A 25,226-nucleotide genomic window follows, 5' to 3' on the forward strand; every position below is an offset into this window, starting at 1 on the left:
TGTTATAGGAATAGCCGAGAGTTTAACTCAAGTTCTCCGCGTGATCATTGGCCTTTTGGCTATGCTTTCGGTAGAAGCTGAACATCCATTCGAGCATACCTGCCTGGTTGGCCTGGCGCCGGAAACCATGCCCCTCGTCTTCAAACCAGTGCAGCTCCGGCGCCCTGCCCGCGGCTTTCATGGCCTCGGTCATTGCCCGGGTCTGCTCAGGCACCACAACCCGGTCCTGTCCGCCCTGGAAAAAGATCATGGGCGCGGTAATGCGTTCGGCGTGCAACAGGGGCGTTCTCTCCTGCCACCGCTCCGGGTATTTTTCTGGCGACCCCAGTAGCCAATCCAGATAACCGGATTCAAACCGATGGGTCATGGCCCGTAAACGCATGGGATCCGTTACGCCGAACATGCTCGCGCCAGCGGTGAAACGCCTGCTCCGGATCATCGCCATCAGGGCCGTGTAACCCCCGGAGCTGCGACCCTGGATAAACACCCGTCTCCCATCAGCCAGGCCGAAGGAGGCAAGGTGGTCTGCCGCCCGTTCCATATCCGCGACATCCACGTCACCCCACCGACCTTCCAGGGCCAGGCGGAACTCACGACCAAAGCCGGTGCTGCCTCGATAGTTGATTTCAGCGACGGCAAAGCCCCGCTGACACCAGTACTGAACCTGGGGATTGAACACCGGATAGGCCGCCGAAGTGGGTCCTCCGTGAGCAATCAGAATCAGTGGAGGGACATCTGGCGTGGCCAGCTTCGGAGTGTAGAAAAATCCGTGGATAGAAGCTTCACCCGGGTTCAGAGCCGGAATCTCGATATCCAGCGGCAGTGCCGCCCGCGGCTCTGGCATGGCCTCCTCGCCCCCGGCAATGGTGCGGGCCTGGCCGGTCTCGAGATCAATCTGGAGGACCGCGTCCAGGCGGGTGGCGGCTCGCCCGATGCAGTAAAGATGCTCGCCAGCCGACTGCAGACATCGGAAGTCGCCAAAGCCCCGGGCAACCCGGATTGCTTCACCCGTTTCGCCGGAGCTTAGCCAGAGCTCGCCGGTCCCATTGCAGTAACGAACCCGGGCCCAACTGCCACTGCCTGTCGGGCAGTGGTGGGATTCACCCAACTGCCAGGGCGCGTTGCCATGATCCCGGGCTGGCGATTCGGTGGCGTGCCAAGCGCCCTCGCCCGAAGTATCAATATGCCAGGGTTGCCACCAACCCCCGTGGTCTGACAAAACCCAGAGTTGGTTGCCATCGAACACCGGCTGCTGTACCGACGCCTCAGAAGGTGTGGGCCATTCCCGGCCTTGATCCAGCAATCCATCTTCAGAGCAATTTGCGGTCCACAGCCGTGAACGCAGCCAGGGCATATCCGGCAACTGCCAGCTGGTCCAGGCAACCTGACTGCCATCGGCCGAGACCGCCGGCGCGCTGTAAAAATCCAGGCCGGAATGAAGCACCGAACGCTCGCCCAGCATGGAGACGGCAACCAGCTGCTGCTTGCCCTCTGCTTCCCGTACCGCGAGCACCCGTCGACGGGACTGGTCAGCGACCAACCCACCATAGGCCGCTCCGGGGTCATCGGTCAGGTTGTGGCACTGGCCGTCGGGCAGACTGACAAACCGTATCTGTTGATCCTCGCCAACCACGAACACACCGCTGTCGGCAGCCGCCAGGGCGCCACCACCATAGCCATTTACCCGGCTGCGGATGCCAAGATCATCAGGTCCAAGGCGAACAGGCCCCTGATCGGAAAGGTGCCAGAGCGTATTGCAGCCGCGTGCCGGATCCGTCTCCAGCCAGAACACACCCGCCGGGGCCACCGCAAGTTCCCCACGCTGGACATGCGCCGAGCAGGCCTCGTAGGCACTCAGTACCGTTTTGTCGTGGTGATGGCCGACCAGTGCAGGCTTGATGGCGGAGTTGTTAACCCCGGAAGAAAAGCCGTGAATTATCCGCATTTCGATATACCAGTTCAGTCAGGCCGGCCGTGGCATGATCGGCAGCTTTCCTCGCTGCCAGTATTCGATCATGATACGACGATTTGCTGCATACTGGATCTGCGTTATCCGCTTTGCCCGTCAAAAGATAGGCCTGACAGCGACAGCCACCGAAGTCCTTCTCCTTCTCATCGCAGGAACGGCAAGGCTCGGGCATCCAGGTGTCGCCGCGGTAGTGGTTGAACCCCGGGCTGTCGTACCAGATGTTTTGCAGATCCATGTCTCGGACATTGGGAAAGTCGATGGGCAGCAAACGGGCGCTGTGGCACGGCAGTGCGGTGCCATCCGGGGCCACGGTCAGGAACAGATTACCCCAGCCGTTCATACAGGCTTTCGGGCGCTCTTCGTAATAGTCCGGTGTCACAAAGATCAGCTTCATGGCCGAACCGGATTGCTGCAGCCGTTCCCGGTACCGGTTCACTTCCTGCTCTGCCTTCACCAGCTGCGCTTTGGAAGGCATCAACCCTTCCCGGTTTTCGAAGGCCCAGCCGTAATACTGGCAGGTGGCCAGCTCGACGTAGTCCGCCCCCAGGCGCTCGCACAAATCCATGATGTCGTTCATCTGGTGGATGTTGTGGCGGTGGATCACGAAGTTGAGCACCATGGGATAGCCGGCTTCCTTCACCGCCCGGGCCAAGGCCAGCTTCTGGTCAAAGGCCTTTCGGGAGCCGGCCACGGCGTTGTTCAGTTCCGGATCGGACGCCTGAAAGCTCACCTGGATATGATCCAGCCCCGCCTCGGCAAAGGCATCCACCTTGGCCTCCGTCAGGCCCAGCCCTGAAGTAATCAGGTTGGTGTAATACCCCAGGTGCCGCGCCTCGGCGATCAGCTCCGCGAGGTCCTGGCGGACCAGGGGCTCGCCGCCGGAAAAACCCAGTTGCGCCGCCCCCATCGTGCGGCCCTGTCGAAGCACACTCACCCACTCCTCGGTGGTCAGCTCCTGTTGGGTTTGCGCAAAGTCCAGCGGATTGGAGCAATAGGGGCATTGCAGCGGGCAGCGATAGGTCAGCTCTGCCAGCAGCCACAGGGGCGGCCCGGCGTTGTGGGGGTTGGTCGTGCTCATGACAGTTCAATCCAGTGTTGGTGCCGGGCGTCCTGCAAAAATTCGCTGACGTCCTTGCCAAGCGGGCCGGCGTCGGGGAACTGCTGCTCCAGACTGGCGACGATGTCGGCCACGGTACGCTGGCCGTCCACTTGATTGAGAATGGCACCGGCACTGCCATTGAGCTTCACCATTCCTTCCGGATAAAGCAGCACATAACTCTCCTGGGCCGGCTCCCACTGGAACCGGAACCCTCGACGAAAACGCGGCACCTCATTCATACCCACCTCCATTACAGCCCCCGGTGCCAGACCTGTTCGTCGGTCACGGTATGGTACGGCGGGGTGCGATGGCCGTAGGCCATGGTCATGGCATCCAACATGGTCCAGAGGATGTCCAGCTTGAACTGAAGAATCTCCAGGGCCCGGGCCTGCTGTGCCTCTGTGGTGAAGTGGTCGAGGGTAATGGTCAGGCCATGTTCCACGTCTCTTCTGGCTTCGGACAGACGCTTGCGGAAGTAGCTGTAGCCGCTCTCTTCAATCCACGGATAGTGGGCGGGCCAGCTGTCCAGTCGGGACTGGTGGATTTCCGGGGCAAACAGCTCGGTCAGTGACGAACAGGCCGCCTCCTGCCAGGTCGCCCGGCGGGCGAAGTTCAGGTAGGCGTCCACGGCAAAGCGGACACCCGGCAAAACGTGGCGCTGGTCAATCACCTCTTCCCGGCTAAGGCCCACCGCCTCGGCCAGGGACAACCAGGCTTCGATGCCGCCGACATCGCCGTCGTGGCCATCGTGATCCAGAATCCGCTGCAGCCAGAGCCGGCGCACACCAGCGTCCGGGCAGTTGGCCATGATGGCGGAGTCTTTCTGGGGAATCTTGATCTGGTAGTAGTACCGGTTGGCCACCCAGCCGCGGATCTGTTCGGGCGTGCACTGCCCGCCGTACATGGCTTTATGGTACGGGTGGTGGATGTGGTAGTACTGGCCCTTGGCGCGCAGGGCCTGCTCGAAATCCGTCCGGTTCATGGCGGTGTTGGCTTTGGCGTTCATGGCTGCCCCGAAAGGTCGATGTGCATTCCATCCCAGGACACCTCGATGCCGTGGCGGGTCAGCTCCGCCCGCTCCGGGGAGTCCTCGTTCAGGATCGGGTTGGTGTTGTTGATGTGTATCAGGATCTTGCGCTGGGCCGGCATGGTGTCGAGCACCTCGATCATGCCACCCGGGCCGCTCTGGGCCAGATGACCCATGGCCTGGCCGGTCTTGGTGCCTACTTCCTGGCGGATCATCTCGTCGTCGTGCCAGACGGTCCCGTCCACCATCAGCACGTCGGCCTGGCGCATCCAGCCGAGAATACGGTCGTCCGGCTCGCCGAGGCCCGGGGCATAAAGGACTGTCTGACCGGTGCGGGTGTCTTTCAGGAACAGGCCAATGTTATCGCCCGGATGCGGGTTGTCCCGGCGCGGTGAATACGGGGGTGCGTTGCTCAGCAGCGGAATGGCGGTCAGCTCGATGGACGGTGCGCAGGGAATGGTAAAAGGCGTCTGCTCGGATGCCTCGATGCGCTGCCAGTTCAGGCCACCGTTCCAGTGCTTGAGCATGGTGAACAGCGGAAAACCACCGCTGAGGTCTTCATGCACCTGTTCGGTACACCAGACATCCATCGGAAGACCCTCGCGCAGGGACAGCAGGCCGGTGGTGTGGTCCACCTGGCTGTCCATCAGCACAATGGCATCAATGCCGGTATCCCTTAAAGCACGTGCCGGCTGCATCGCTTCGAAGGAAGCCAACTGGGCGCGAATGTCGGGGGACGCGTTAAACAGGATCCAGTGCTCGCCGTCTTCACTGATGGCAATGGAAGACTGGGTACGGGCCCGGGCGTTCAGGGTACCCTTCCGGAAGCCGTCGCAGTTGGCGCAGTTACAGTTCCACTGGGGAAAGCCACCGCCTGCAGCGGAGCCCAGAACGTGAATCAACATGGTGGGTCACTCCACAAGCAAAACGGCCAGCTCGAGGCTGGCCGCTTCAGCACTCAGCGATTGGCGAAGTACATGGTGACTTCGAAACCGATGCGGAGATCTTCGTAGGCTGGTTTGGTCCACATAATGCTCACCTCTATTGTCATGATTGTTAGCGCATTGAGGGTGAATCAACGACATTGCCGATAACCCAGTTCCCATCCTATCGGCCGGGGCAAGGGGCCAATATGGTACTTTGGAACTGTTTTTGGCCACCACAAAGTAGCATCGCTCCCACTTGGGAGAGCGAATCCCATTCCGCCCTGGCTGCACCCCATAGCAACTTCACTTGATTTTATTAGACGACCAGTCTAGTTTATTCTGATAATTAAATAGACGATCGGTCTAAATTGAGTCAAGACGATGAACCAGACAGCAGACATCAAGCGAAAACGGGGCCGCCCCCCGAAGACTGAAAATGCCGATTTCAGGGATACCCGGGAAACGCTCATCACCGTGGGCCTGTCAGTGCTGACGGAGAAGGGTTACTCCTCCACCGGCATCGACGAAATACTTCGCAAAGCCGGCGTACCGAAAGGCTCCTTCTACCACTACTTCGACAATAAAGAAGCCTTCGGCCGGATCCTGATCGAAGCCTACGGCCGCTATTTTGCGCGCAAATTTGATCGCTGGTTTGAAGATCGCGCCCTCACTCCCCTGCAGCGGCTCGAAGCGTTTGTTGAGGATGCCAAAACGGGCATGGCCAGGTTCGAGTATCGCCGCGGCTGCCTGATCGGCAATCTGGGACAGGAAATGACCGCCCTGCCCGAGGGTTTCCGTGTTCTGTTACAGGACGTTTTCACGGACTGGGAGTGCCGCACCGCTGGGGTATTGAGAGAGGCCCAGCAGGCCGGTGAGATTTCCAAGGATCTAAAGTGCGATCAGATGGCGCACTTCTTCTGGATTGGTTGGGAGGGCGCGGTGTTGCGCGCAAAGCTGGATCAATCCCCAGAACCACTGGATCGGTTCGCCCAGGGATTTTTGTCGCTACTTCGCGGCTCATGACCCGGGACGAAAAACCATCCTCATTACCCAAACACGGAGGCAACATGTTTAAAGGCATACTCATTGAAGGATCACGCGGCGACCAAAAAGTGTCACTGACATCCATAGAAGAATCGGAACTGCCGGAAGGCGACGTTACCGTGGATATAGCCTTCTCAACCTTGAACTACAAGGATGCTCTGGCCATCACCGGAAAGTCACCGATCGTGAAACAGTACCCGATGATTCCAGGCATCGACTTTGCCGGCACCGTATCAAGCTCCACGCATGCAGACTTCAAGGCAGGCGACCCGGTTGTCTTGAACGGGTGGGGCGTTGGCGAGAAACACTGGGGCGGCCTGGCCGAGAAAGCCCGTGTTTCCGGTGACTGGCTGATTCCTCTGCCCAAGGCGTTTTCTCCTCGACAGGCCATGGCCATCGGCACCGCCGGCTATACCGCCATGCTTTGTGTCATGGCACTGGAAAAGAATGGCGTAACACCTGATTCCGGCGACATCCTGGTGACCGGGGCAACCGGCGGCGTTGGAAGCATCGCAGTGGCGCTGCTGGCCAAGCGGGGTTATTCCGTGACCGCGGTGACCGGCCGATCCGAAGAAGCAGACTATCTGAAGTCGTTGGGGGCCGGAAACATCCTCGATCGCGCTGAGCTGAGTGAACCAGGCAAACCCCTGGTGCGCGAGACCTGGGCCGGCGCCATTGATGTGGCCGGTGGACAGGTGCTGGCCAATGTCTGTGCGGGCATGAAATACCGTGGCGTCGTCGCAGCCTGTGGTCTGGCGGCCGGCATGGACTTCCCGTCCACCGTTGCCCCGTTCATTCTTCGGGGTGTGACCTTGTGTGGTGTGGACAGCGTGATGGCGCCCAAAGCTGAGCGACTGGAAGCCTGGAAGCGCCTGTCGGAGGATCTCGACATCGACCTGCTCGAGCGCATGATCACGGAAATACCCTTTGAAGACGCCATCGAAGGTGCCAGCCAACTGCTGGAAGGCAAGGTTCGTGGGCGTATCGTCGTACCGGTCGCAGGCTGAACCGAAACTTCTTGAACCATAAAACCGCCATTAAAGGAATTGTTATGGGCTCGTCCAACGAACAACCAATAAGCCGATTCCCGGTTCCGTCGCTTGAATCACTCCCGGCGGACATCCGGGAGAAGATTCTTGCCGTTCAGGAAAAGTCGGGGTTTATCCCCAATGTCTTTCTGGTACTGGCACATCGCCCCGCCGAGTTTCGTGCCTTCTTTGATTACCACGATGCCCTGATGGAAAAAGACAGCAACCTCACCAAGGGCGAACGCGAGATGATCGTGGTCGCTACCAGCAACCTGAACCAGTGCCAGTAATGCGTGGTGGCCCATGGCGCTATTCTGCGCATCCGTGAAAAGAACCCGGAGATCGCAGACCAGGTCGCCGTGAACTACCGAAAGGCCGACATCACTGAACGCCAGAAAGCCATGCTTGATTTCGCCATAAAGGTTTCGCAACAAGCCCAAGAAGTGTGTGACGCGGACTTTGAGGAACTCAAACATCATGGTTTCAACGACGAGGATATCTGGGATATCTCAGGCATCGCCGCGTTCTTCGGGCTTTCCAATCGGATGGCAAACGTGACAAACATGCGGCCTAACGCAGAGTTCTACTCACTGGGGCGATAAAGCGCATTGACACCAAAATCCGCCCCAATAAAAAAGGCCCTGGGAAGGGCCAAAAGAGAGTGACAGAAAAACCCGAACTCTCGTCAGAGAGCCGCCCCAGCCAGACGCCGGGGAATGAAGGTGCACATCCGCTGTGCTGACTCACAGGCGGGCCCGTGTGGGAGGCCCGCTTACCGCTCATTGATTCAGAAGAAACCCAGCGGGTTGGTGTCGTAGCTGGTCAGCATGCACTTGGTCTGCTGATAGTGCTCGAGCGCCATCTTGTGGGTTTCACGGCCAACGCCAGACTTCTTGTAACCACCGAAGGCTGCGTGAGCCGGGTAGGCGTGGTAACAGTTCATCCACACCCGACCGGCCTGGATGTTGCGGCCCATCCGGTAGGCGAGATTGGTGTCGCGGGTCCATACACCGGCACCCAGACCAAACTCGGTGTCGTTGGCGATGGCCAGGGCTTCTTCCTCGGTCTTGAAGGTGGTAACGCCCACGACCGGTCCGAAGATTTCTTCCTGGAACACGCGCATCTTGTTGTCACCCTTGAACAGGGTGGGCTGGATGTAGAAGCCATTGTTGAACTCTTCATCCAGATGCTCGCGGTCGCCGCCAGTCAGCACCACAGCGCCCTCTTCCTTACCAATGGCCAGGTAGGACATGATCTTGTCGAACTGTTCTTTCGACGCCTGGGCACCTACCTGAACATCGGTGTCCAGCGGGTTGCCACGCTTGATCGACTTGGTGCGCTGAACCACCTTCTGCATGAACTCTTCGAACATGTCTTCCTGGACCAGCGCCCGTGACGGACAGGTGCAGACTTCGCCCTGGTTGAAGAACGCCAGAACCAGACCTTCCACGCACTTGTCGATGAATTCCGGCTCGGCCTTCATCACGTCGGAGAAGTAGATGTTCGGGGATTTGCCACCCAGCTCCACTGTGGACGGGATGATGTTTTCAGCCGCGCACTTGAGGATGTGGGAGCCAACCGGGGTGGAGCCGGTGAAGGCAATCTTGGCAATACGCTTGCTGGTGGCCAGGGCCTGGCCGGCCTCGATGCCGTAGCCGTTAACAATGTTCAGCACGCCCGGCGGCAGCAGGTCACCAATGATTTCCATCAGTACCAGGATGCTGGCAGGCGTCTGCTCGGCAGGCTTCAGCACGGTGCAGTTACCCGCAGCCAGACAGGGGCCCAGTTTCCAGGCCGCCATCAGAATCGGGAAGTTCCATGGAATGATCTGGCCAACGACACCCAGCGGCTCATGGAAATGGTACGCCACGGTATTGTGGTCGATCTCGCCCATGTGGCCTTCCTGGGCACGAAGACAACCCGCGAAGTAGCGGAAGTGATCAGCCGCGAGGGGAATGTCGGCGTTCAGGGTTTCGCGCACGGCCTTGCCGTTGTCCCAGGTTTCAGCGACTGCGAGCTTCTCGAGGTTGGCCTCGATGCGGTCCGCAATTTTCAGCAGGATGTTGGAACGCTCGGTGGGAGAGGTCCTGCCCCACGCAGGTGCCGCCTTGTGCGCTGCGTCCAGGGCCAGATCAATATCTTCGGCACTGGAGCGCGGAATTTCACAGATCACATTGCCAGTGACCGGTGTGATGTTCTCGAAATACTGGCCTTTTACCGGGGCAACCCACTCGCCACCGATGTAGTTCTCGTAACGGGATTTGAAAGAAACGACGGAGCCATCCTTTCCTGGTTGTGCGTAGATCATGATCTCGACCTCTTGTTGTGTTTGTCGCAGGGCAACGCGGCCTTTCGCGTTTACCCATTCAATGTAGACGCCAAACCCGGAAAGTTGAATGGTGCGATGGAGGCGAAAAACTCCTCCCTTGGTAGTAGATGGCTCGAAGGCCATGCCATCAGTGGTCTGGCTCTGGAATCAAACTCCGAAAATAAATGCACTGGAAGCGCACTGACCGACGCACAAAAACGGTGCGCCCGCCCAGGCAGGAAGCAACACTGCCCTTCCCCGGAACTTCCACCTCAGTAAAATCAGTGACTTGCCGATTGGCATGGACTCTGCAGTACATTCAGCACGCAGCGAGACGTCGGTTACTGAAACCACAATCAAAGCGCCACAATCTGACCAATGGTCAACTAGGGTTCCGGTCTGCAACCACAAACGCAGACGACTGGTCCGAGAGTTGACGACCTTTTCCAAGGTTACACGGCGGGACAAAAGCCCGGGAGGATCGCTCAGTTACTGACGCCTCTCGCTTTTTTGGATGCCCTAACCAGGAGGAAAAGGCCATGTTGCAAACCGCAGCCCCCCTCTACGACGATCTGATTCCCGGCGGATCCCACTGGTCCTTTATCGTGCGCCGTGGCCATGTGCTGCGCCTGATTGACGAAACCGGCGGGACCAACGTCGGCATGTTGATGTACAACCCCGAGAACCCGCTCGAGCGGTACAACATGCCGGACACCCTGAAGAACCAGCACACTTTCCTGCTCACCAAAGGCCACGTGCTGCTCTCGGACATGGGCCGGGTGTTTGCCTCCATCATCCGCGATGATCTTGGCTGGCACGATACCGTCGCTGGCACCTGCAACGCAGATCTGGTGGAAAAGCGCTGGGGCAAAAAGACGTATCAGGAAGCCCATAATCACTACCACCGGAACGGTTTCAACAGCTTTCTGAACGAACTGGCCAAGTACGGCCTTGGCAAGAAAGACCTGACCGCCAACCTGAACTGGTTCAGCAAAGTAAAAACAGATGACGACGGCAACATGGCCTTCTCCGAGGGCCACTCCCACGCCGGCGCCACCGTCGACCTGCGCTTTGAGATGGACACCATCGTAGTGCTGCACACCTGCCCGCATCCGATGAACCCGGCCAGCGAGTACCCCAGCCATCCGCTGCGGTACCAGTTGTTCAAGGCGGCCCCGGTAACCGATGCCGATCCCTGCAAGACGTCGTCCCCCGAGGCCACCCGGGCCTTCGCCAATAACGCCCTGTACCACCTGTTCCAGTAACGGAGGCCGGACATGATCAAGCAAAGCGTATTGAAGCCTGAAGACGCCGCCTTCCGTGAAACCGTACCGGCAGGCGAGTATTTCCTGAAAGTGGTGAACGCCGGCGAAACCATCCGGATTCTGGATCTGGAGGGCAACCAGGCCGCCGACACCCTGTTCTACAACGCCCATAATCCGACCGAACGCTACAGCGCCGTCGACACCATCCGCGAGCAGGGCAACGTCTACCTGACGGCTGGCTCGAAGCTGATGTCTTCTGAAAACAACGTGATGCTGGAAATCACCGCCGACACCTGCGGCCGTCACGACACCCTGGGCGGTGCATGTGCGGCCGAGAGCAACACAACCCGTTATGCCCTTGAGAAAAAGTGCATGCACGCCTGCCGGGACAGCTGGCTGGTGGCCGTCACCGAACACGAAGAACTGGGCATGAGCAAACGGGACATCACCCACAACATCAACTTCTTCATGAATGTCCCGGTCACGGCCGACGGCGGACTCACCTTCGCCGACGGGATTTCCGATGCCGGCAAATACGTGGAGCTGGAAGCGAAGATGGATGTTCTGGTGATGATCTCCAACTGCCCGCAGCTCAACAATCCCTGCAACGGCTGGAACCCCACACCGATTGAGGTGCTGGTATGGAGCTGAGCGGCAGATTCTCAAAGGTCCTGATCGCCAACCGCGGCGCCATCGCCTGCCGGGTTATTCGCACGCTGCGTGACATGGGGCTGACCTCGGTTGCCGTCTACGCCGAAGCGGATTCCGATTCGCTTCACGTACGGCAGGCGGACGAGGCGTATTCCCTGGGAGACGGCCCGGCAGCGACCACTTACCTGGATCAGGACAAACTGTTCGAGGTAATCCGCGAGAGCGGTGCCGGCGCCATCCACCCCGGCTACGGCTTCCTGAGCGAAAACGCCGATTTTGCCCGACGCTGTGACGCCGAAGGCGTGGTCTTCCTGGGCCCGACACCCGAGCAGATGGAGCAATTCGGTCTCAAGCATACGGCACGGTCACTGGCTGAAAGCGCCGGTGTGCCACTGCTCCCGGGCACTGGCTTGCTGACCGATCTGGAAGAAGCACTGAAAGCCTCCGACACCATCGGCTACCCGGTGATGCTCAAAAGCACCGCCGGCGGTGGCGGCATTGGCATGTCCCGCTGCTATGGCCCGGACGATCTGAGCAAGAGCTTCGAGTCGGTCCAGCGCCTGAGCCAGAACAACTTCAGCAACAACGGCGTGTTCCTGGAAAAATTTGTGGAACATGCCCGCCATGTGGAAGTGCAGCTGTTTGGCAATGGCAAAGGCCAGGTTCTGGCCCTCGGCGAGCGAGACTGTTCCGCCCAACGCCGGAACCAGAAAGTGATTGAAGAAGCACCGGCTCCCGGGCTCACCGAGGACGTCCGCACACGCATGCACGCCACCGCGCGCCAGCTGGGCGAAAGTATCAGCTACCGCAGTGCCGGCACCGTGGAGTTTATCTACGACCCGGACACCACCGAGTTCTACTTCCTGGAAGTGAATACCCGCTTACAGGTGGAGCACGGTGTGACCGAGCAGGTTTATGGCGTGGATCTGGTCCGATGGATGGTGGAACTGGGCGCAGGCACCCTGCCCGACCTGGCAAAACTGGGCAGCAACCTCGCGCCTTCCGGCCACGCCATCCAGGCCCGGATCTATGCGGAAGACCCCAACAAGGATTTCCAGCCCGGCGCAGGCCTGCTCACCAACGTGGCCTGGCCCGAAGAGGATGGCCTGAGAATCGACACCTGGATCCAACCGGGTACGGAGGTGTCGCCGCTCTATGATCCCATGCTCGCCAAGGTGATTGTGCATGAGGCCGATCGCGAATCGGCCCGCCAGCGGTTGATGCAGGCACTCGACGACAGCCAGCTCTATGGCATCGAGACCAACCTGAAATACGTGCGCCAGGTACTGGACGACCCGCGCTTTGCCGAGGGCAGACTGTTTACTCGAACCCTCAACGAATTCGATTACCAGCCGGCCACCGTGGATGTGCTCAGTGGCGGCACCCTGACCACCATCCAGGACTACCCCGGTCGCATCGGCTATTGGGAAATCGGCGTACCACCGTCGGGTCCTTTCGACAGTTATTCGTTCCGGCTTGGCAATCGACTGCTGGGCAATCCGGAAGGGGCTCCAGGTCTGGAAATCACCCTGAAGGGACCAGTGCTCACCTTCAACCGCGCCACCCAGATTGCGCTGACGGGCGCCCAGCTGGACGCCACGCTGGACGATAAGCCGGTCGCCTTCTGGCAGGTGATTGACGTGCCCGCTGGCGCTACCCTGAAGCTGGGTGCCACCACGGCGGACGGAGCACGGGCCTATGTTCTATTCAGCGGTGGGCTGGACTGCCCGGAATACCTGACCTCGTGCAGCACCTTTACCCTGGGCCAGTTCGGCGGCCATTGTGGTCGCGCCTTGCGGGCCGGCGATGTGCTGGCCCTGGCGGATTCGGAGCCAACCGGTCTGACAGCCCTTCCTGCCGAACTGAAACCGACCATCGGCAAAACCTGGAAACTGCACGTTACCTATGGGCCTCATGGCGCGCCGGATTATTTTACTGACGAAGACATCGACACCTTCTTCGCCAGCGATTGGGAGATTCACTACAACTCGAGCCGCACCGGCGTACGACTTATTGGCCCGAAACCGCAGTGGGCGCGCAGTGACGGCGGAGAGGCCGGCATGCATCCGTCCAACATTCACGACAACGCTTACGCCGTGGGCACCGTGGATTTCACCGGCGACATGCCGGTGATTCTCGGTCCTGATGGCCCCAGCCTGGGCGGCTTTGTCTGCCCGGTGACGGTCATCAGCGCTGACCTGTGGAAACTGGGCCAACTGAAAGCCGGTGACAAGGTCCAATTTGTTCCGGTCAGTCAGGACCAGGCCGTGGCCCTGCGGGAAGCCCTCGACGAGTCCATCGCCACCCTGACCGCAGCGACCGCCCATATCAAACCGATCACACCAACCTCCCCGGTTCTGGCGGCACTCAGTGACGATGAACACGAAACCGGCGTGGTTTATCGGGCCGCCGGCGACAACTACGTGTTGGTGGAATACGGCCCAATGGAGCTGGATATCCGCCTGCGCTTCCGCGCCCACGCGCTGATGCTGTGGCTGCGTGAGCAGAATCACGATGCCATTCTGGAGCTGACCCCCGGCATCCGATCCCTGCAGGTGCATTACGACAGCCAGAAACTGAACCAGCGCACGCTGCTGGATCTGCTGATCGGCGCCGAAAAGGAACTGGAAAAACAGCCCGAATGGGATGTGCCCGCGCGCATCGTTCATTTGCCCCTGTCCTGGGATGACGAAGCCTGCCAGACCGCCATCGCGAAATACATGCAGTCGGTGCGGAAGGATGCCCCCTGGTGCCCGAGCAACCTGGAGTTCATCCGCCGCATCAACGGACTGGACAGCATCGATGAGGTAAAAAAGACGCTTTTCGAGGCAACCTATCTGGTGATGGGCCTGGGCGACGTCTATCTGGGCGCCCCGGTCGCTACCCCGCTGGATCCCCGGCACCGGCTGGTGACCACCAAATACAACCCGGCCCGTACCTGGACCGCGGAGAACTCCGTTGGCATCGGCGGCGCCTACCTGTGCATCTACGGCATGGAAGGGCCAGGCGGCTACCAGTTTGTCGGTCGTACCCTGCAGATGTGGAATCGCTACCGCACCACCGATTTCTTCGAGCCCGGCAAGCCCTGGCTGCTCCGGTTCTTTGACCAGGTGCGCTTCTACGAGGTCAGTGCCGAAGAACTGCAGCAAATCCGACGGGACTTTCCCAATGGCGACTACCCGATAAAGGTCGAGGAAACCCGCTTCAATCTGAAGGACTACGAGCAGTTTCTGGCGAACAACGACGACGAAATTCAGACCTTCACAGCCAAGCGCAAACAGGCCTTCGATGAGGAGCTGCAGCGCTGGATCGAGTCGGGCCAGATCAACTTCAGTTCCGAAGCACCGATCGAGGACACCGGCGAAGACGACATTGCCAACCTGCCAGCAGGCCAGCACGCGGTGGAAAGCCACGTAGCCGGTAACCTCTGGGAGTGCCTGGTCAAGCCAGGCGACACCATCGATGCCCAGCGGCCGGTGGCGGTTATTGAATCCATGAAAATGGAAATCGAATTACTGAGCCCCGTAACCGGACGCGTGGTAGACGTGCGCCGGGAAGCGGGACAGGCGGTCTCGCCCGGAACGCCGGTCGTGATCGTTGAAGAGATTACCGAGTAATGCCAGCAACCCCAAAAAACTTAAGAAAGACCAAACCTGCAAACACGGGCAAGGCCCGAGGAGAGACACCATGAAAACACGCGACATCACCAAAGGTCTGGCGGCCGGTCTGTTCACGGCCTCCCTGTCCATGGGTGCAATGGCCGAGGAAAAGGACTCCTTCAGCATCGCATGGACCATCTATGCCGGCTGGGTGCCCTGGCAGTATGCCGAGGACTACGGAATCATGAAAAAGTGGGCGGACAAGTACGATATCGAAGTGGATATCGTGCAGGTGAACGACTACATCGAGTCCATTAACCAGTATACCGCCGGCCAGTTCGATGGTGTGACAGCTACCAGCATGGACGGCCTATCGATTCCCGCAGCCTCTGGTGTGGATACCACCGCGCTGATCGTCGGTGATTACTCCAACGGCAACGACGGCCTGGTTTCAAAAGATGCGTCCAGCATCGAAGAGCTGGAAGGCGAAACCGTTCATTTGGTTGAGTTGTCCGTCTCCCACTACCTCCTGGCCCGCGCCCTGGCCAGCGTTGGCCTGGAAGAACGTGACTTGAGCGTGGTCAACATTTCTGACGCTGATCTGGTCTCTGCATTCCAGACCGACGATGTTCGCCATGTGGCAACCTGGAATCCGTTGCTGAGCGAAGTGGAAGCCTATCCCGGTGCTACAAAGCTGTTTGATTCCAGCCAGATTCCGGGCCACATCAAGGATCTGACTCTGGTAAACACCGAGACCCTGGCCGACAATCCCAAGCTGGGCAAGGCATTGGTCGGAGCCTGGTACGAGACCATGAGTATTCTTGAGTCCGATACCCCAGAGGGTGCGGAGGCGCGGGCATACCTGGGCGAGCTTTCCGGCACGGACCAGGGCGGCTACGAAGCACAGCTGGCAGGCATGAAGATGTTCTGGGAGCCGCAGATGTCGGTGGACTTCATCAACAGCGACGAGGCGTCTGAAGCGATGGACAGCGTACGTGAGTTCTCCTTCGAGAAGGGCCTGCTGGGCCAGGGGGCCATGAGCCCGGACTTCGTGGGCATCGAGTTCCCGGATGGGTCCATCATGGGTGACTCTGGCAACGTGAAGCTTCGTTTCAATGACAGTTATATGGAGATGGCGGCAGACGGGGAGATCTGAGCCTCTGATTGCTTGCCTTGATGGTTAGCCGAGGGCACGATGTTCGTGCCCTTTTTTGTGGGCTTCGGAGGTGGATTGGGTTTGGGGTGCCTTTCCAAAACTGTGCGGAGCCATGGATGGCGGAGCCCAAGCGTCACATGGATGTGCCGCAAGGAGCGTGTTTTGGAAAGGCACCCTCATACCACCCCGAAACTCCCAAGCCAAGTTAAGTAGACGAATCAGATGCGCCGTACCAAGGAAGATGCCGAGAAAACCCGCCAGACTGTGCTTGAGGCCGCGCTCAAGTTGTTTAGCCGGGACGGTTACTCACTAACGACTTTGAGCCGTATTGCCAAAGAAGCCGGTTGTAGCCGTGGGCCGATCTACTGGCATTTCGAGAACAAGGATGATCTGTACGAAGCTGTACTTGCCTACTCCCAGGAACCGCTGGAAGCCCTGGTCGCGGAGTGTTCTGGCATGCGGGAAACGCCCATTGAGGCCATGGATCATTTTATTGAACGCTGGCTGAGCTTGTTGGCCAATGACCGGAAGTATCGTCAGTCGTTCGAGATTCTGTTGAACAAGACCGAACTAACCGATGCCATGAGCCGAACGCTGAAGCGGGAACGGGCGTTGACCCGGTCGATTATTGCGATGTTCCGGCACCTGGTTGCCCAGGCAGCTGAGCAGGGTCTGATTTCTACACAGGAAGACCCGGAGGATCTGGGACTGCTGAGTTACACCTATCTGATGGGCATTACCCAGACCTGGCTGTTTGCGCCGAAGCTGTTTTCGTTGAAACAGGAAACGGCGTTTTTCCAGCGACAGTTCTGGGTGCTACTGGGTCGAGGCTGAGCGCTCTTTCTCCAGCAATTGCTGTTTTCGGTCGAGGCCCCAGCGGTAACCGCCGAGGGAGCCGTCGCTTCGCAAGACACGATGGCAGGGAATCAGCACGGCGATGCGGTTCCGGCCGCAGGCGGAGGCCACAGCCCGAACGGCTTTGGGCTCGCCCAGTCGCCTTGCCAACTCCGTGTAACTTACCACCTCACCTTCACGGACGCTTAGCAGGAGTTTCCAGACCCTTGTCTGAAAAGCCGTGCCACGGATATCCAGAGGGACATCCGGTCTGGGCATGTTCTGGCTCAAATGCTCATCCAGAGCCAACATCCACGCATCCAGCTCCGGCGATGCCTTTGCCCCAGACGGAGCCAGTCGAGCCTTCGGAAACTCCTTCTGTAACTGATCTCCCAGTGCCGTCTCATCATCCCCGAATTCGGCAAAACACACACCCTGATCGGTGGCGGCCATCATCAGCAGGCCGAGAGCCGTTTCCCGGCAGGCATAGGCAATGGTTTCACCTTCCCCACCCTTGCCGTAGCGGGAAGGCGGCATGCCGACCTGTCGGTCTGCCTTGCCATAGACGCGACTGACCGAACCAAAGCCGGCATCGTAGATTGCATCGGTCACGGTCCGGCCTGTTCTCAACGCCCGCTTGTAGTGGTTCAGGCGCAGTGCATCCTGATAAGCCTTTGGTGAGACACCGAAGGTTTCCTTGAACACCCGCTGTACGCGGGATGGCGACAACCCAACCACAGCGCCGAGGTCGGCAAGGCTCAACGGTTCATCTGGCCGGCTCTCGATGTACCTGGCCAGTGCGACCATTCGATCGGCAACGGGCATGGATGCTTTCGCGTCACTATCCTTCTCGTCCTGCATCGGGGTTCGGAAACTTTCCATGCTTCGGCTCCTTCATGTGCGCACAACCCATCATCCATATGATGCGCGTTTGCTTCGCCCCCTTCCATCCGATTCTTGCGGGCGCTACATTGACCGTCAATCAACAATAAAACCAACCGATTCCGAGGGGTCAGCACTATGTCCGAGCAATTGGCAATTCCATCCAAAAAGGGTGAAGTCAGTGAGGAGGAGTGGCAGCTTCGCATTGACCTTGCCGCCGCCTACCGACTGATTGCTCTCTACGGCTGGGACGACCTTATCTTCACCCATCTCTCGGTGCGAATTCCCGGTGACGAGCATCATTTCCTGATCAACCCCTACGGAATGATGTTCGAGGAAATTACGGCTTCCAGCCTGGTGCGCATTGATCAGGAAGGCAACAAGATCAATCCAGACGATTTCGACATCAACCCTGCCGGTTTCACCATTCACAGCGCCATCCATGCGGTTCGTGAGGATGCTGCCTGTGTCATGCACACCCACACGACCGCCGGTGTCGCTGTGTCAGCGCAGAAGGAAGGCTTGCTGCCCTTGTCCCAGCAAAGTCTTTTTCCGCTATCCGGACTCGCGTACCACGATTACGAAGGCGTGGCGCTGCGCGAAGACGAGAAAGCGCGCCTGCAGGCAGATCTGGGCCACGCCCGTTTCATGATCCTGCGCAACCACGGCCTGCTGACCACGGGACCCAGCGTCGCCGAGGCCTTCCTGAACATGTACATCCTGCAGCGCGCCTGCGAGGTCCAGATTCAGGCCATGTCCGGAGGCCAGCCGCTGGTACGTATTCCCGATACCATTCTCAGCTCCATTCGGGAGCAGGCCAAAAAGGTCACCAAGGGCATGGGTGGCAACCTTGCCTGGCCAGGACTTCTCCGGAAGTTGGACCGCATCGATCCAGGCTTCCGAAGCTGACATCAGGCCCTGTAGCTATCAGAACATTTTCAGATAACGGTCCACTTCCCAGGCCGACACGTGGTTCTGATAGCTCTCCCACTCGCCTTTCTTGAAGTCGATAAAGCTTTTGAACATGGCTTCACCGAAGACTTCTTTCGCCAGCGGATCGGCCTCAAAAGCCTCCACGGCCTCGCCCAGGTTCCGGGGCAGATACTCGATGCCCTGCTCGGCGATTTCAGCATCGCTGTAGTTGTACATGTTCTCGTGGTGGGGGGCGCCCGCGTCCAGACCTTCACGGATGCCTTCCAACCCTGCAGCGAGAATCAGCGCACTGCCAAGATAGGGATTGCAGGCAATGTCTGCGGCACGGCATTCGATGCGCCCGCCCATGCCGGGAATCCGGATCATATTGGTGCGGTTGTTGGAGCCATAACACATGAATACCGGTGCCCAGGTGGAACCCGACATGCTGCCCTGGCGAACGAGCCGTTTGTAGCTGTTCACTGTCGGCGCAATCACGGCACTGATGGCCGCGCCATGTTTCAGCACACCTGCGGCGAAGTGATAGGCGATCTTGCTGATGCCGCAGTTGTGCAGATCGTCGCCCTTGGGCTCGAACAGGTTTTCGCCAGTTTTCAGATCCGCCAGCGACATGTTGTAGTGGGCGCCACTGCCGGTGCGGTCGGCAAAGGGCTTGGGCATGAAGCTCGCGAAAGCGCCATGTTTGCGGGCAATCTCGTTGGCCATCATCCGGAAGAACACCAGGCGGTCGGACATGGTCAGTGCGTCGGCATATTTGAAGTCGGTTTCGAACTGGCCGTTGGCGTCTTCGTGATCAAACGAGTACACATCCCAGCCCAGCTCGTTCATGGCGTCTACCAGCTCATCCATGATGGGCAGGTTATCCATGAGCGTGCGGGGGTCATAACAGGGCTTGCCCAGGTTGTCGCGATCACTCAGCGGGGCAAAGCCGCCATCCTCGGTATCCCGGAACAGGAAGAACTCGGTTTCAATACCGAGATTGAAGCGATACCCCATATCGGCCGCCGCACTCAGCTGACGACGTAGAATATTCCGGGAACAGGCTTCGAAAGGCGCGCCGTTCAGGAACAGATTGCCCGGGAACCAGGCCAGCTGGCGATTCCAGGGGCAGATGGCCAGCCCATCGGCATCCGGCATGGAGGCGACCTCGTCGTCGGAGATATCCTGGGGCACGCCATCCAGGGCGGCGCCTGTGTAAAGCTCCGAGCCTTCCATCATTTGCCCCAAGTGAGCCACGGGCACGAACTTGCCTTTGGTCACACCGTGGATGTCCACGTAGCTGGCAATGGCGTATTTCACACCTTCCTCTGTGAGCTTCTCTTTCAGGGCCTGGGTGTTGGTCAATTCCGTCATCCTGTTTTTCTCCGGCCCGTCATGCGGGCAATCAGTTTGGGTTCTGGCACGTTTCTTTCTTTGTTTTTGCCATTCAACTTACATGCCAGCGTGTATATATAAGAGCGAAGGCGAGAGACTTCAGGCAAACAGTCAGCCTGAAAGAGAGGGGAAAATGGCGTCGAAGCAATGGCTTGTAGAAGATTACGAAGCAGGTGACCTGCCTCTGACTTCCGGCGAAACGTTGCGCTCCGCGAGATTGCGGTACCACCGCATCGGCGAGCTGAATGCACCAAAAGACAACCTTATTATGCTGCCCACGTACTACGGTGGTGCAGCCGCGGGTAATCACCCGTGGGTTAGAGGCAACAGCCCCCTCGATCCGGATCGTTACTGCATCGTTATTCCCGCTTTGTTGGGCGCAGGCGAATCATCCTCACCCTCGAACACCGCCGGAGCACAGGGCGGCCCGGGCTTTCCTGCCGTGTCCCTGTATGACAACGTGATGCTACAAAAGCGGTTGGTGGAGGACGTCTTCGGAGACGCCCGGATCGCGCTGGTGATGGGCTGGTCCATGGGCGGGATGCAGGCGCTGCAGTGGGGCTGTTTGTTTCCGACGCAGGTGCGCGCAGTGCTGGCCACCTGCTGCACCGCGCGGTGCTATCCCCACAACCGGGTATTTCTTGAGGGCGTAAAGGCGGCACTGACCTGTGACCACGCCTTCGAGAATGGCCGCTACCGGACTCCACCCGAACGCGGACTCCGGGCCTTCGGCCGGGTTTATGCGGGCTGGGCTTATTCCCAGGCGTTTTTCCGTCACGAGCTCTGGCGCGAACAGGGTTTTGGCTCCATTGAAGAGCTGCTTCGATTCTGGGAGCAGGATCATCTGGGCCAGGACGCCAATGATCTGCTCACCGTGCTGAACACCTGGCAGAACGGCGATATCAGCGACAACCCCGTATTTGGCATGGATTTCGACGCGGCGCTCTCTGCCATTGCCATGCCTACCCGGATGATGCCCTGCACCACCGATCTCTACTTTACCAGGGAGGACGCCAGTGAGGATGGCCTCCGGATGCCTGGCGCAACCGTGGAATCGCTGGAATCGGACTGGGGCCACGTTGCCGGTGGTGCGGGCCGGGAGGCTGCAAGCCACAATCGCATCCTTGCGGCCGCCCGGGCTTTGCTCTCGGGAAAGGCGTCATGATCGAGCACCCGAACCTATGTTGCACCAACCCGGTGCATATTTTTGCCGACTCCTTTGCCGGGATGACCCGTTTTCGCCCGCTCTTCGGATCTGGCATGCCATCTGCACTGTTTCCGACTGACGGTTTTCAAAAACCCGATCCGTTCAAAGCACTGTTCACAACACCGCAGACAGAGCGACGGACAAAATGGGTGACTAGGGTTCCGGTCCGGGCAGTCAAGATTCCCGGATGGCTGGTCCGAGAGTTACCGACCTCTGGGGAGGTTACACGGCGGGACAAAAGCCCGGGAGACTGAATCGCAAGGGACGCTGTTACCCGCGATGACCTTGCCGTGTTGTGTAACCAGAGGAGACGATTCATGCGAATGATCAACCATCACCCCGGGCGTGTTTCCGCTACCCTCTTGGGCCTGCTGCCCTTTCTGTTGATCATGCTCATCTACAGCCTGGCCTCCCAGGAGCGCCTGGCAGACAACCCCAACGATAAACTCCTTCCCGGCCTGGAGCAGATGACCGCGGCCGTGGATCGCATGGCTTTTCAGGAGGACCGTCGCAGCGGCGACTACCTGATGTGGCAGGACACGACCGCCAGTCTGGCGCGCCTTGGAATGGGCGTCGGTATCGCCGCGTCGCTGGCGCTGGTGGTCGGTATTCTCAATGGAGTGCTGCCACTGGTCAGGGCCAACCTTGCTCCTCTGGTTTCTGCCCTTTCCATGGTGCCGCCGCTGGCCATACTACCGATTCTCTTCATTGTGTTCGGGCTGGGCGAGCTTTCCAAAGTCATGCTGATCGTAATCGGAACCGCGCCCATCATGATGCGGGATGTGGCCCAGCGGGTCCGCGAACTTCCCGGCGAGCAACTGATCAAGATCCAGACTCTGGGCGCGAATTCCTGGCAAGTAATCACCCGCATGGCCCTGCCCCAGGTGCTGCCCCGCCTGATCGACGCCGTGCGCCTGAGCCTTGGCCCCGCCTGGCTGTTCCTGATTGCTGCCGAGGCGATTGCCTCCACCGAAGGCCTCGGCTACCGGATCTTCCTGGTGCGGCGCTACCTGGCCATGGACGTGATCCTGCCCTATGTCATCTGGATCACCATTCTCGCCATTGTTATCGACCAGTGCCTGCGCCTGGCAAACCGCAGGCTGTTCCCCTGGTACAACGCAGGAGGCCACTGATGAGCTTCATTACCGTCAACAATCTCTGGAAAGAATACGGTGACCAGGTGATCCTGGAGAACCTGAACCTGAGCGTGAAACAGGGCGAATTCTGCACTCTGGTGGGCGCCTCCGGTTGTGGCAAATCCACCTTCCTGAAAATGCTGTTGGGCCAGGAAACCCAGACCCGCGGCGAACTCTTACTGGAGGGCGAGGCCTTCCCCGGCGAGCCGGACCGAAACCGGGGTATCGTATTCCAGCGCTACTCGGTGTTCCCTCACCTGACAGTGCGCCAGAACGTGCTGATGGGTCTGGAACTGGAACAGAAGCCCTGGCTGGGCAAACTGTTCGGCAGCGCCCGCCGCGAAGCCCTGGAGAAAGTGGGTGCCATGCTGGAGTCTGTGGGCCTGAGCCCATCAGCCAACAAATGGCCCCACGAACTCTCCGGCGGCATGCAACAACGCCTCGCCATCGCCCAGTCGCTGATCATGCGCCCACGAGTACTCCTGCTGGACGAGCCATTCGGCGCATTGGACCCCGGCATTCGGGGCGACATGCACGATCTGCTATTGAAACTCTGGCAGGAAACCGGCACCACCATCTTCATGGTGACCCACGATCTGAAGGAAGGTTTTTACCTGGGCACCCGACTGCTGGTGTTCGACAAGGTGCGCAACGATCCCCATGACCCACAGGCATTTGGTGCCACCATCACCTACGACTTGCCGATCGGGCAGACAGATCGAAAACTGTTCGAAGACATTCACCAGTCGGTCAGCGAGACAGCCCGTAATCAGGCCGCCTGATCTAACGGACAGCTCAATAAAAAAGGTCGCCCCAGGGCGACCTTTTTTTTCACTTTCGCTTGGATCAGTTGCTGGCAACCCGATCCTTCGGCAGCTTGAAGGTCCAGACCATACCGCCCTGGTTGAAGTCCTTCACTACCTTGGCCACTTCGCCACCCCAGAGCGGAACCGCGCCACCCCAGCCGGACGCCACAGAGACGTACTGCTCGCCATCCATGGTCCAGGTGATGGGCGTGCCCACGACACCGGAACCGGTGTTGAAGCGGTAGAGCTCTTCGCCGGTCTTGGCATCAAACGCCTTCAGATGGCCCTCGGGCGTACCGGTGAACACCAGACCACCGGCCGTTGTCATCACGCCACCCCACAGCGGTGCGGTGTTCTCGTAACGCCAGACTTCCTCACCGGTTTTCGGATCCATGGCCCGAAGTACGCCGATGTAGTCATCGTTGGCCGGCTTGATGGTGAACCCTGCACCCAGGAACGCAGCGCCCTTCTTGTAGGAAACAGGCTCGTTCCAGATATCCATGGACCACTCGTTCGAGGGCACGTAGAACAGACCGGTCTGCTGGCTGAAGGCCATGGGCATCCAGTTCTTGCCGCCGAGGAAGGCTGGCTGAGCCAGAACCATTTCACCCTTGCCACCTTCCATATCGGCAGGATTGCCCGGGCGTCCGCCCTCGGTGTAAATCGGACGGCCGGTCTTCGGATCCAGGCCCTCTGCCCAGGTGATCTTGTCCACGAACGGGAAGCCACGAATAAAGTCACCGTTCTCGCGGTTCAGTACGTAGAAGAACCCGTTACGGTCGGCGGTGGCCGCTGCTTTCACGGTTTTACCGTTCTCTTCGTAGTTGAAGGAGATCAGTTCGTTAACACCATCATAGTCCCAGCCATCGTTCGGGGTGGTCTGGAAGTGCCACTTGATGCTGCCGTCGTCCGGATCAATCGCCAGTCGGCTTGAGGAGAACAGGTTGTCGCCGGGGCGCAGGTGCGAGTTCCAGGGCGCCGGGTTACCGGTACCAAAGAACAGGGAATCGGTGTCCGGATCGTAGGTGCCGCCCAGCCAGGTAGCCGCGCCGCCGTTCTTCCACATTTCGCCGGGCCAGGTCACGCCTGCCTTGCCACCGGAAATGCCGTTTTCGATCTTTTTGCCATCCTTGTAGACATAGCCCATATGGCCTTCTACCGTCGGACGGGTCCATACCAGATCACCGGTATTGGCATCGTAGGCTTCCACCTTGCCGACAATACCGAATTCACCACCGGAAACGCCGGTAATGACCTTGCCCTTGATGACCATGGGCGCGGCGGTGATTGCATAACCGGCCTGGTAATCGGCCACCTTCTTGATCCACATCGGCTTGCCGGTGTCCTTGTTCAGGGCAACCAGTTTGGCGTCCAGGGTACCGAAGATCACCTTGTCGCCGTAGATGGCGGCACCGCGGTTCACCACGTCACAGCAGGGCATGATGCCATCGGGCAGACGGGCATCGTACTGCCAGATTTCTTCGCCGGTCCTGGCATCGATGGCATAGATGCGGGAGTAGGAGGCGGTCACGTACATGACGCCGTCCTTGATCAGCGGCTGGGATTCCTGGCCGCGCATTTTTTCGCTGCCGAAGGAGAAAGCCCAGGCCGGCTGCAGATACTGAACGTTGCTGGTGTTCAGATCTTCCAGAATGCTATAGCGCTGTCCCTGGGTACCCATGCCATAGCTGACAATGTCTTCAGGGGTCTTGTGATCGTTGATGATGTCTTCGTCGGTTACCGCATGGGCCCCGTAGGAAACAGCCATGGCCAGGGCGCTGGCCGCAATGCGAATCCCGAACTTGTTGGTTCTCATGGTTGCGCTCTCCAAGTCTCTTGTTTTCAGTTCTCTTGAGTTCGTTTCAGGCCGAACCGGGAACTTTTCCCGCCTCTGATACGATTCTTCGCCTCGGGGGCAAAACCAACAATTGCTCGCCGGAACAGGTTTTCTCATCACTTGGTAGTACGACTACACCGGATCT

The 25,226-nt window shown here is 59.2% G+C and carries 21 protein-coding genes, 1 pseudogene and 2 riboswitches; of the genes and pseudogenes, 12 read left to right on the forward strand and 10 right to left on the reverse strand.

Going from position 1 to position 25,226, the window contains the following annotated elements; genetic code table 11:
* Positions 1-22: 22 nt before the first annotated feature.
* The 6 genes from AC5JQH_RS06965 to pqqA are packed head-to-tail and all read right to left on the reverse strand — an operon-like array spanning position 23 to position 5,125.
* Positions 23-1,945 carry a S9 family peptidase gene (locus tag AC5JQH_RS06965; RefSeq protein WP_493805426.1) on the reverse strand — a complete coding sequence of 641 codons (1,923 nt, stop codon included), beginning with the start codon at positions 1,943-1,945 and terminating at the stop codon, positions 23-25.
* Entirely contained in the window at positions 1,911-3,047 is a 1,137-nt protein-coding gene (pqqE, locus tag AC5JQH_RS06970) for a pyrroloquinoline quinone biosynthesis protein PqqE (protein ID WP_008171042.1), read from the reverse strand. The genes AC5JQH_RS06965 and pqqE overlap by 35 nt, the downstream gene beginning before the upstream one ends.
* Entirely contained in the window at positions 3,044-3,319 is a 276-nt protein-coding gene (pqqD, locus tag AC5JQH_RS06975) for a pyrroloquinoline quinone biosynthesis peptide chaperone PqqD (RefSeq protein WP_008171040.1), read from the reverse strand. Before pqqD ends, pqqE begins: the two co-directional genes overlap by 4 nt.
* Positions 3,319-4,074, reverse strand: coding sequence for a pyrroloquinoline-quinone synthase PqqC (gene pqqC, locus AC5JQH_RS06980; protein WP_008171038.1), 756 nt, complete (start codon positions 4,072-4,074; stop codon positions 3,319-3,321). Before pqqC ends, pqqD begins: the two co-directional genes overlap by 1 nt.
* Entirely contained in the window at positions 4,071-5,000 is a 930-nt protein-coding gene (gene pqqB / locus AC5JQH_RS06985) for a pyrroloquinoline quinone biosynthesis protein PqqB (RefSeq protein ID WP_008171036.1), read from the reverse strand. Before pqqB ends, pqqC begins: the two co-directional genes overlap by 4 nt.
* 53 nt (positions 5,001-5,053) lie before the next feature.
* On the reverse strand, positions 5,054-5,125 hold the full coding sequence (gene pqqA, locus AC5JQH_RS06990; RefSeq protein WP_007153157.1) for a pyrroloquinoline quinone precursor peptide PqqA: 72 nt from the start codon (positions 5,123-5,125) through the stop codon (positions 5,054-5,056).
* Between the two features lie 277 nt (positions 5,126-5,402).
* Here pqqA and acuR point away from each other — a divergent pair, with 277 nt between their 5' ends.
* From acuR to AC5JQH_RS07005, 3 genes and pseudogenes are all read left to right on the forward strand, one after another.
* The gene (acuR, locus tag AC5JQH_RS06995; protein ID WP_008171034.1) at positions 5,403-6,044 is read left to right on the forward strand and encodes an acrylate utilization transcriptional regulator AcuR; all 642 of its coding nucleotides are present in this window, start codon (positions 5,403-5,405) and stop codon (positions 6,042-6,044) included.
* 44 nt (positions 6,045-6,088) lie between these two features.
* Positions 6,089-7,072 carry an acrylyl-CoA reductase (NADPH) gene (acuI, locus tag AC5JQH_RS07000; RefSeq protein ID WP_273093967.1) on the forward strand — a complete coding sequence of 328 codons (984 nt, stop codon included), beginning with the start codon at positions 6,089-6,091 and terminating at the stop codon, positions 7,070-7,072.
* A gap of 44 nt (positions 7,073-7,116) precedes the next feature.
* A pseudogene (locus AC5JQH_RS07005) lies at positions 7,117-7,695 on the forward strand (peroxidase-related enzyme).
* A 185-nt stretch (positions 7,696-7,880) separates the two neighbouring features.
* Here the strand turns inward: AC5JQH_RS07005 and exaC are convergent.
* Positions 7,881-9,401, reverse strand: a complete 1,521-nt coding sequence (exaC, locus tag AC5JQH_RS07010) for an acetaldehyde dehydrogenase ExaC (protein WP_008171025.1) — start codon at positions 9,399-9,401, stop codon at positions 7,881-7,883.
* A 375-nt stretch (positions 9,402-9,776) separates the two neighbouring features.
* Positions 9,777-9,882: riboswitch (guanidine-I (ykkC/yxkD leader) on the forward strand.
* A 58-nt stretch (positions 9,883-9,940) separates the two neighbouring features.
* On the opposite strand from exaC, the gene AC5JQH_RS07015 reads away from it, so the two are divergent.
* From AC5JQH_RS07015 to AC5JQH_RS07035, 5 genes are all read left to right on the forward strand, one after another.
* Positions 9,941-10,666 (forward strand): urea amidolyase associated protein UAAP1, encoded by a 726-nt coding sequence (locus tag AC5JQH_RS07015; protein ID WP_273093961.1) that lies wholly within the window; start codon positions 9,941-9,943, stop codon positions 10,664-10,666.
* Positions 10,667-10,678: 12 nt separating this feature from the next.
* On the forward strand, positions 10,679-11,317 hold the full coding sequence (locus AC5JQH_RS07020) for an urea amidolyase associated protein UAAP2 (protein ID WP_104270871.1): 639 nt from the start codon (positions 10,679-10,681) through the stop codon (positions 11,315-11,317).
* On the forward strand, positions 11,308-14,934 hold the full coding sequence (gene uca / locus AC5JQH_RS07025; protein WP_493805427.1) for an urea carboxylase: 3,627 nt from the start codon (positions 11,308-11,310) through the stop codon (positions 14,932-14,934). The genes AC5JQH_RS07020 and uca overlap by 10 nt, the downstream gene beginning before the upstream one ends.
* 70 nt (positions 14,935-15,004) lie before the next feature.
* On the forward strand, positions 15,005-16,072 hold the full coding sequence (locus AC5JQH_RS07030) for a putative urea ABC transporter substrate-binding protein (RefSeq protein WP_008171012.1): 1,068 nt from the start codon (positions 15,005-15,007) through the stop codon (positions 16,070-16,072).
* Between the two features lie 222 nt (positions 16,073-16,294).
* Positions 16,295-16,906, forward strand: a complete 612-nt coding sequence (locus AC5JQH_RS07035; RefSeq protein WP_008171010.1) for a TetR family transcriptional regulator — start codon at positions 16,295-16,297, stop codon at positions 16,904-16,906.
* Here AC5JQH_RS07035 and AC5JQH_RS07040 read toward each other — a convergent pair.
* Positions 16,889-17,788, reverse strand: coding sequence for a bifunctional transcriptional activator/DNA repair enzyme AdaA (locus AC5JQH_RS07040; RefSeq protein WP_482931107.1), 900 nt, complete (start codon positions 17,786-17,788; stop codon positions 16,889-16,891). The two genes, AC5JQH_RS07035 and AC5JQH_RS07040, sit on opposite strands and share 18 nt — an antisense overlap.
* 138 nt (positions 17,789-17,926) lie before the next feature.
* On the opposite strand from AC5JQH_RS07040, the gene AC5JQH_RS07045 reads away from it, so the two are divergent.
* Positions 17,927-18,697, forward strand: coding sequence for a class II aldolase/adducin family protein (locus tag AC5JQH_RS07045; protein WP_008171006.1), 771 nt, complete (start codon positions 17,927-17,929; stop codon positions 18,695-18,697).
* Positions 18,698-18,715: 18 nt separating this feature from the next.
* Here AC5JQH_RS07045 and glnT read toward each other — a convergent pair whose 3' ends face one another.
* Positions 18,716-20,074 (reverse strand): type III glutamate--ammonia ligase, encoded by a 1,359-nt coding sequence (gene glnT, locus AC5JQH_RS07050; RefSeq protein WP_286802945.1) that lies wholly within the window; start codon positions 20,072-20,074, stop codon positions 18,716-18,718.
* A 154-nt stretch (positions 20,075-20,228) separates the two neighbouring features.
* Here glnT and AC5JQH_RS07055 point away from each other — a divergent pair, with 154 nt between their 5' ends.
* From AC5JQH_RS07055 to AC5JQH_RS07065, 3 genes are all read left to right on the forward strand, one after another.
* Positions 20,229-21,260 carry an alpha/beta fold hydrolase gene (locus AC5JQH_RS07055; protein ID WP_483111226.1) on the forward strand — a complete coding sequence of 344 codons (1,032 nt, stop codon included), beginning with the start codon at positions 20,229-20,231 and terminating at the stop codon, positions 21,258-21,260.
* 184 nt (positions 21,261-21,444) lie between these two features.
* Positions 21,445-21,553, forward strand: a riboswitch (guanidine-I (ykkC/yxkD leader).
* 66 nt (positions 21,554-21,619) lie between these two features.
* Positions 21,620-22,435 carry an ABC transporter permease gene (locus tag AC5JQH_RS07060; protein WP_008171002.1) on the forward strand — a complete coding sequence of 272 codons (816 nt, stop codon included), beginning with the start codon at positions 21,620-21,622 and terminating at the stop codon, positions 22,433-22,435.
* The gene (locus AC5JQH_RS07065) at positions 22,435-23,220 is read left to right on the forward strand and encodes an ABC transporter ATP-binding protein (protein ID WP_008171001.1); all 786 of its coding nucleotides are present in this window, start codon (positions 22,435-22,437) and stop codon (positions 23,218-23,220) included. The genes AC5JQH_RS07060 and AC5JQH_RS07065 overlap by 1 nt, the downstream gene beginning before the upstream one ends.
* 64 nt (positions 23,221-23,284) lie before the next feature.
* Here the strand turns inward: AC5JQH_RS07065 and AC5JQH_RS07070 are convergent, their stop codons facing one another.
* Positions 23,285-25,060, reverse strand: a complete 1,776-nt coding sequence (locus tag AC5JQH_RS07070; RefSeq protein ID WP_053113108.1) for a PQQ-dependent methanol/ethanol family dehydrogenase — start codon at positions 25,058-25,060, stop codon at positions 23,285-23,287.
* Positions 25,061-25,226: the final 166 nt, after the last annotated feature.

The sequence above is a fragment of the Marinobacter sp. H13 genome (assembly GCF_059072335.1).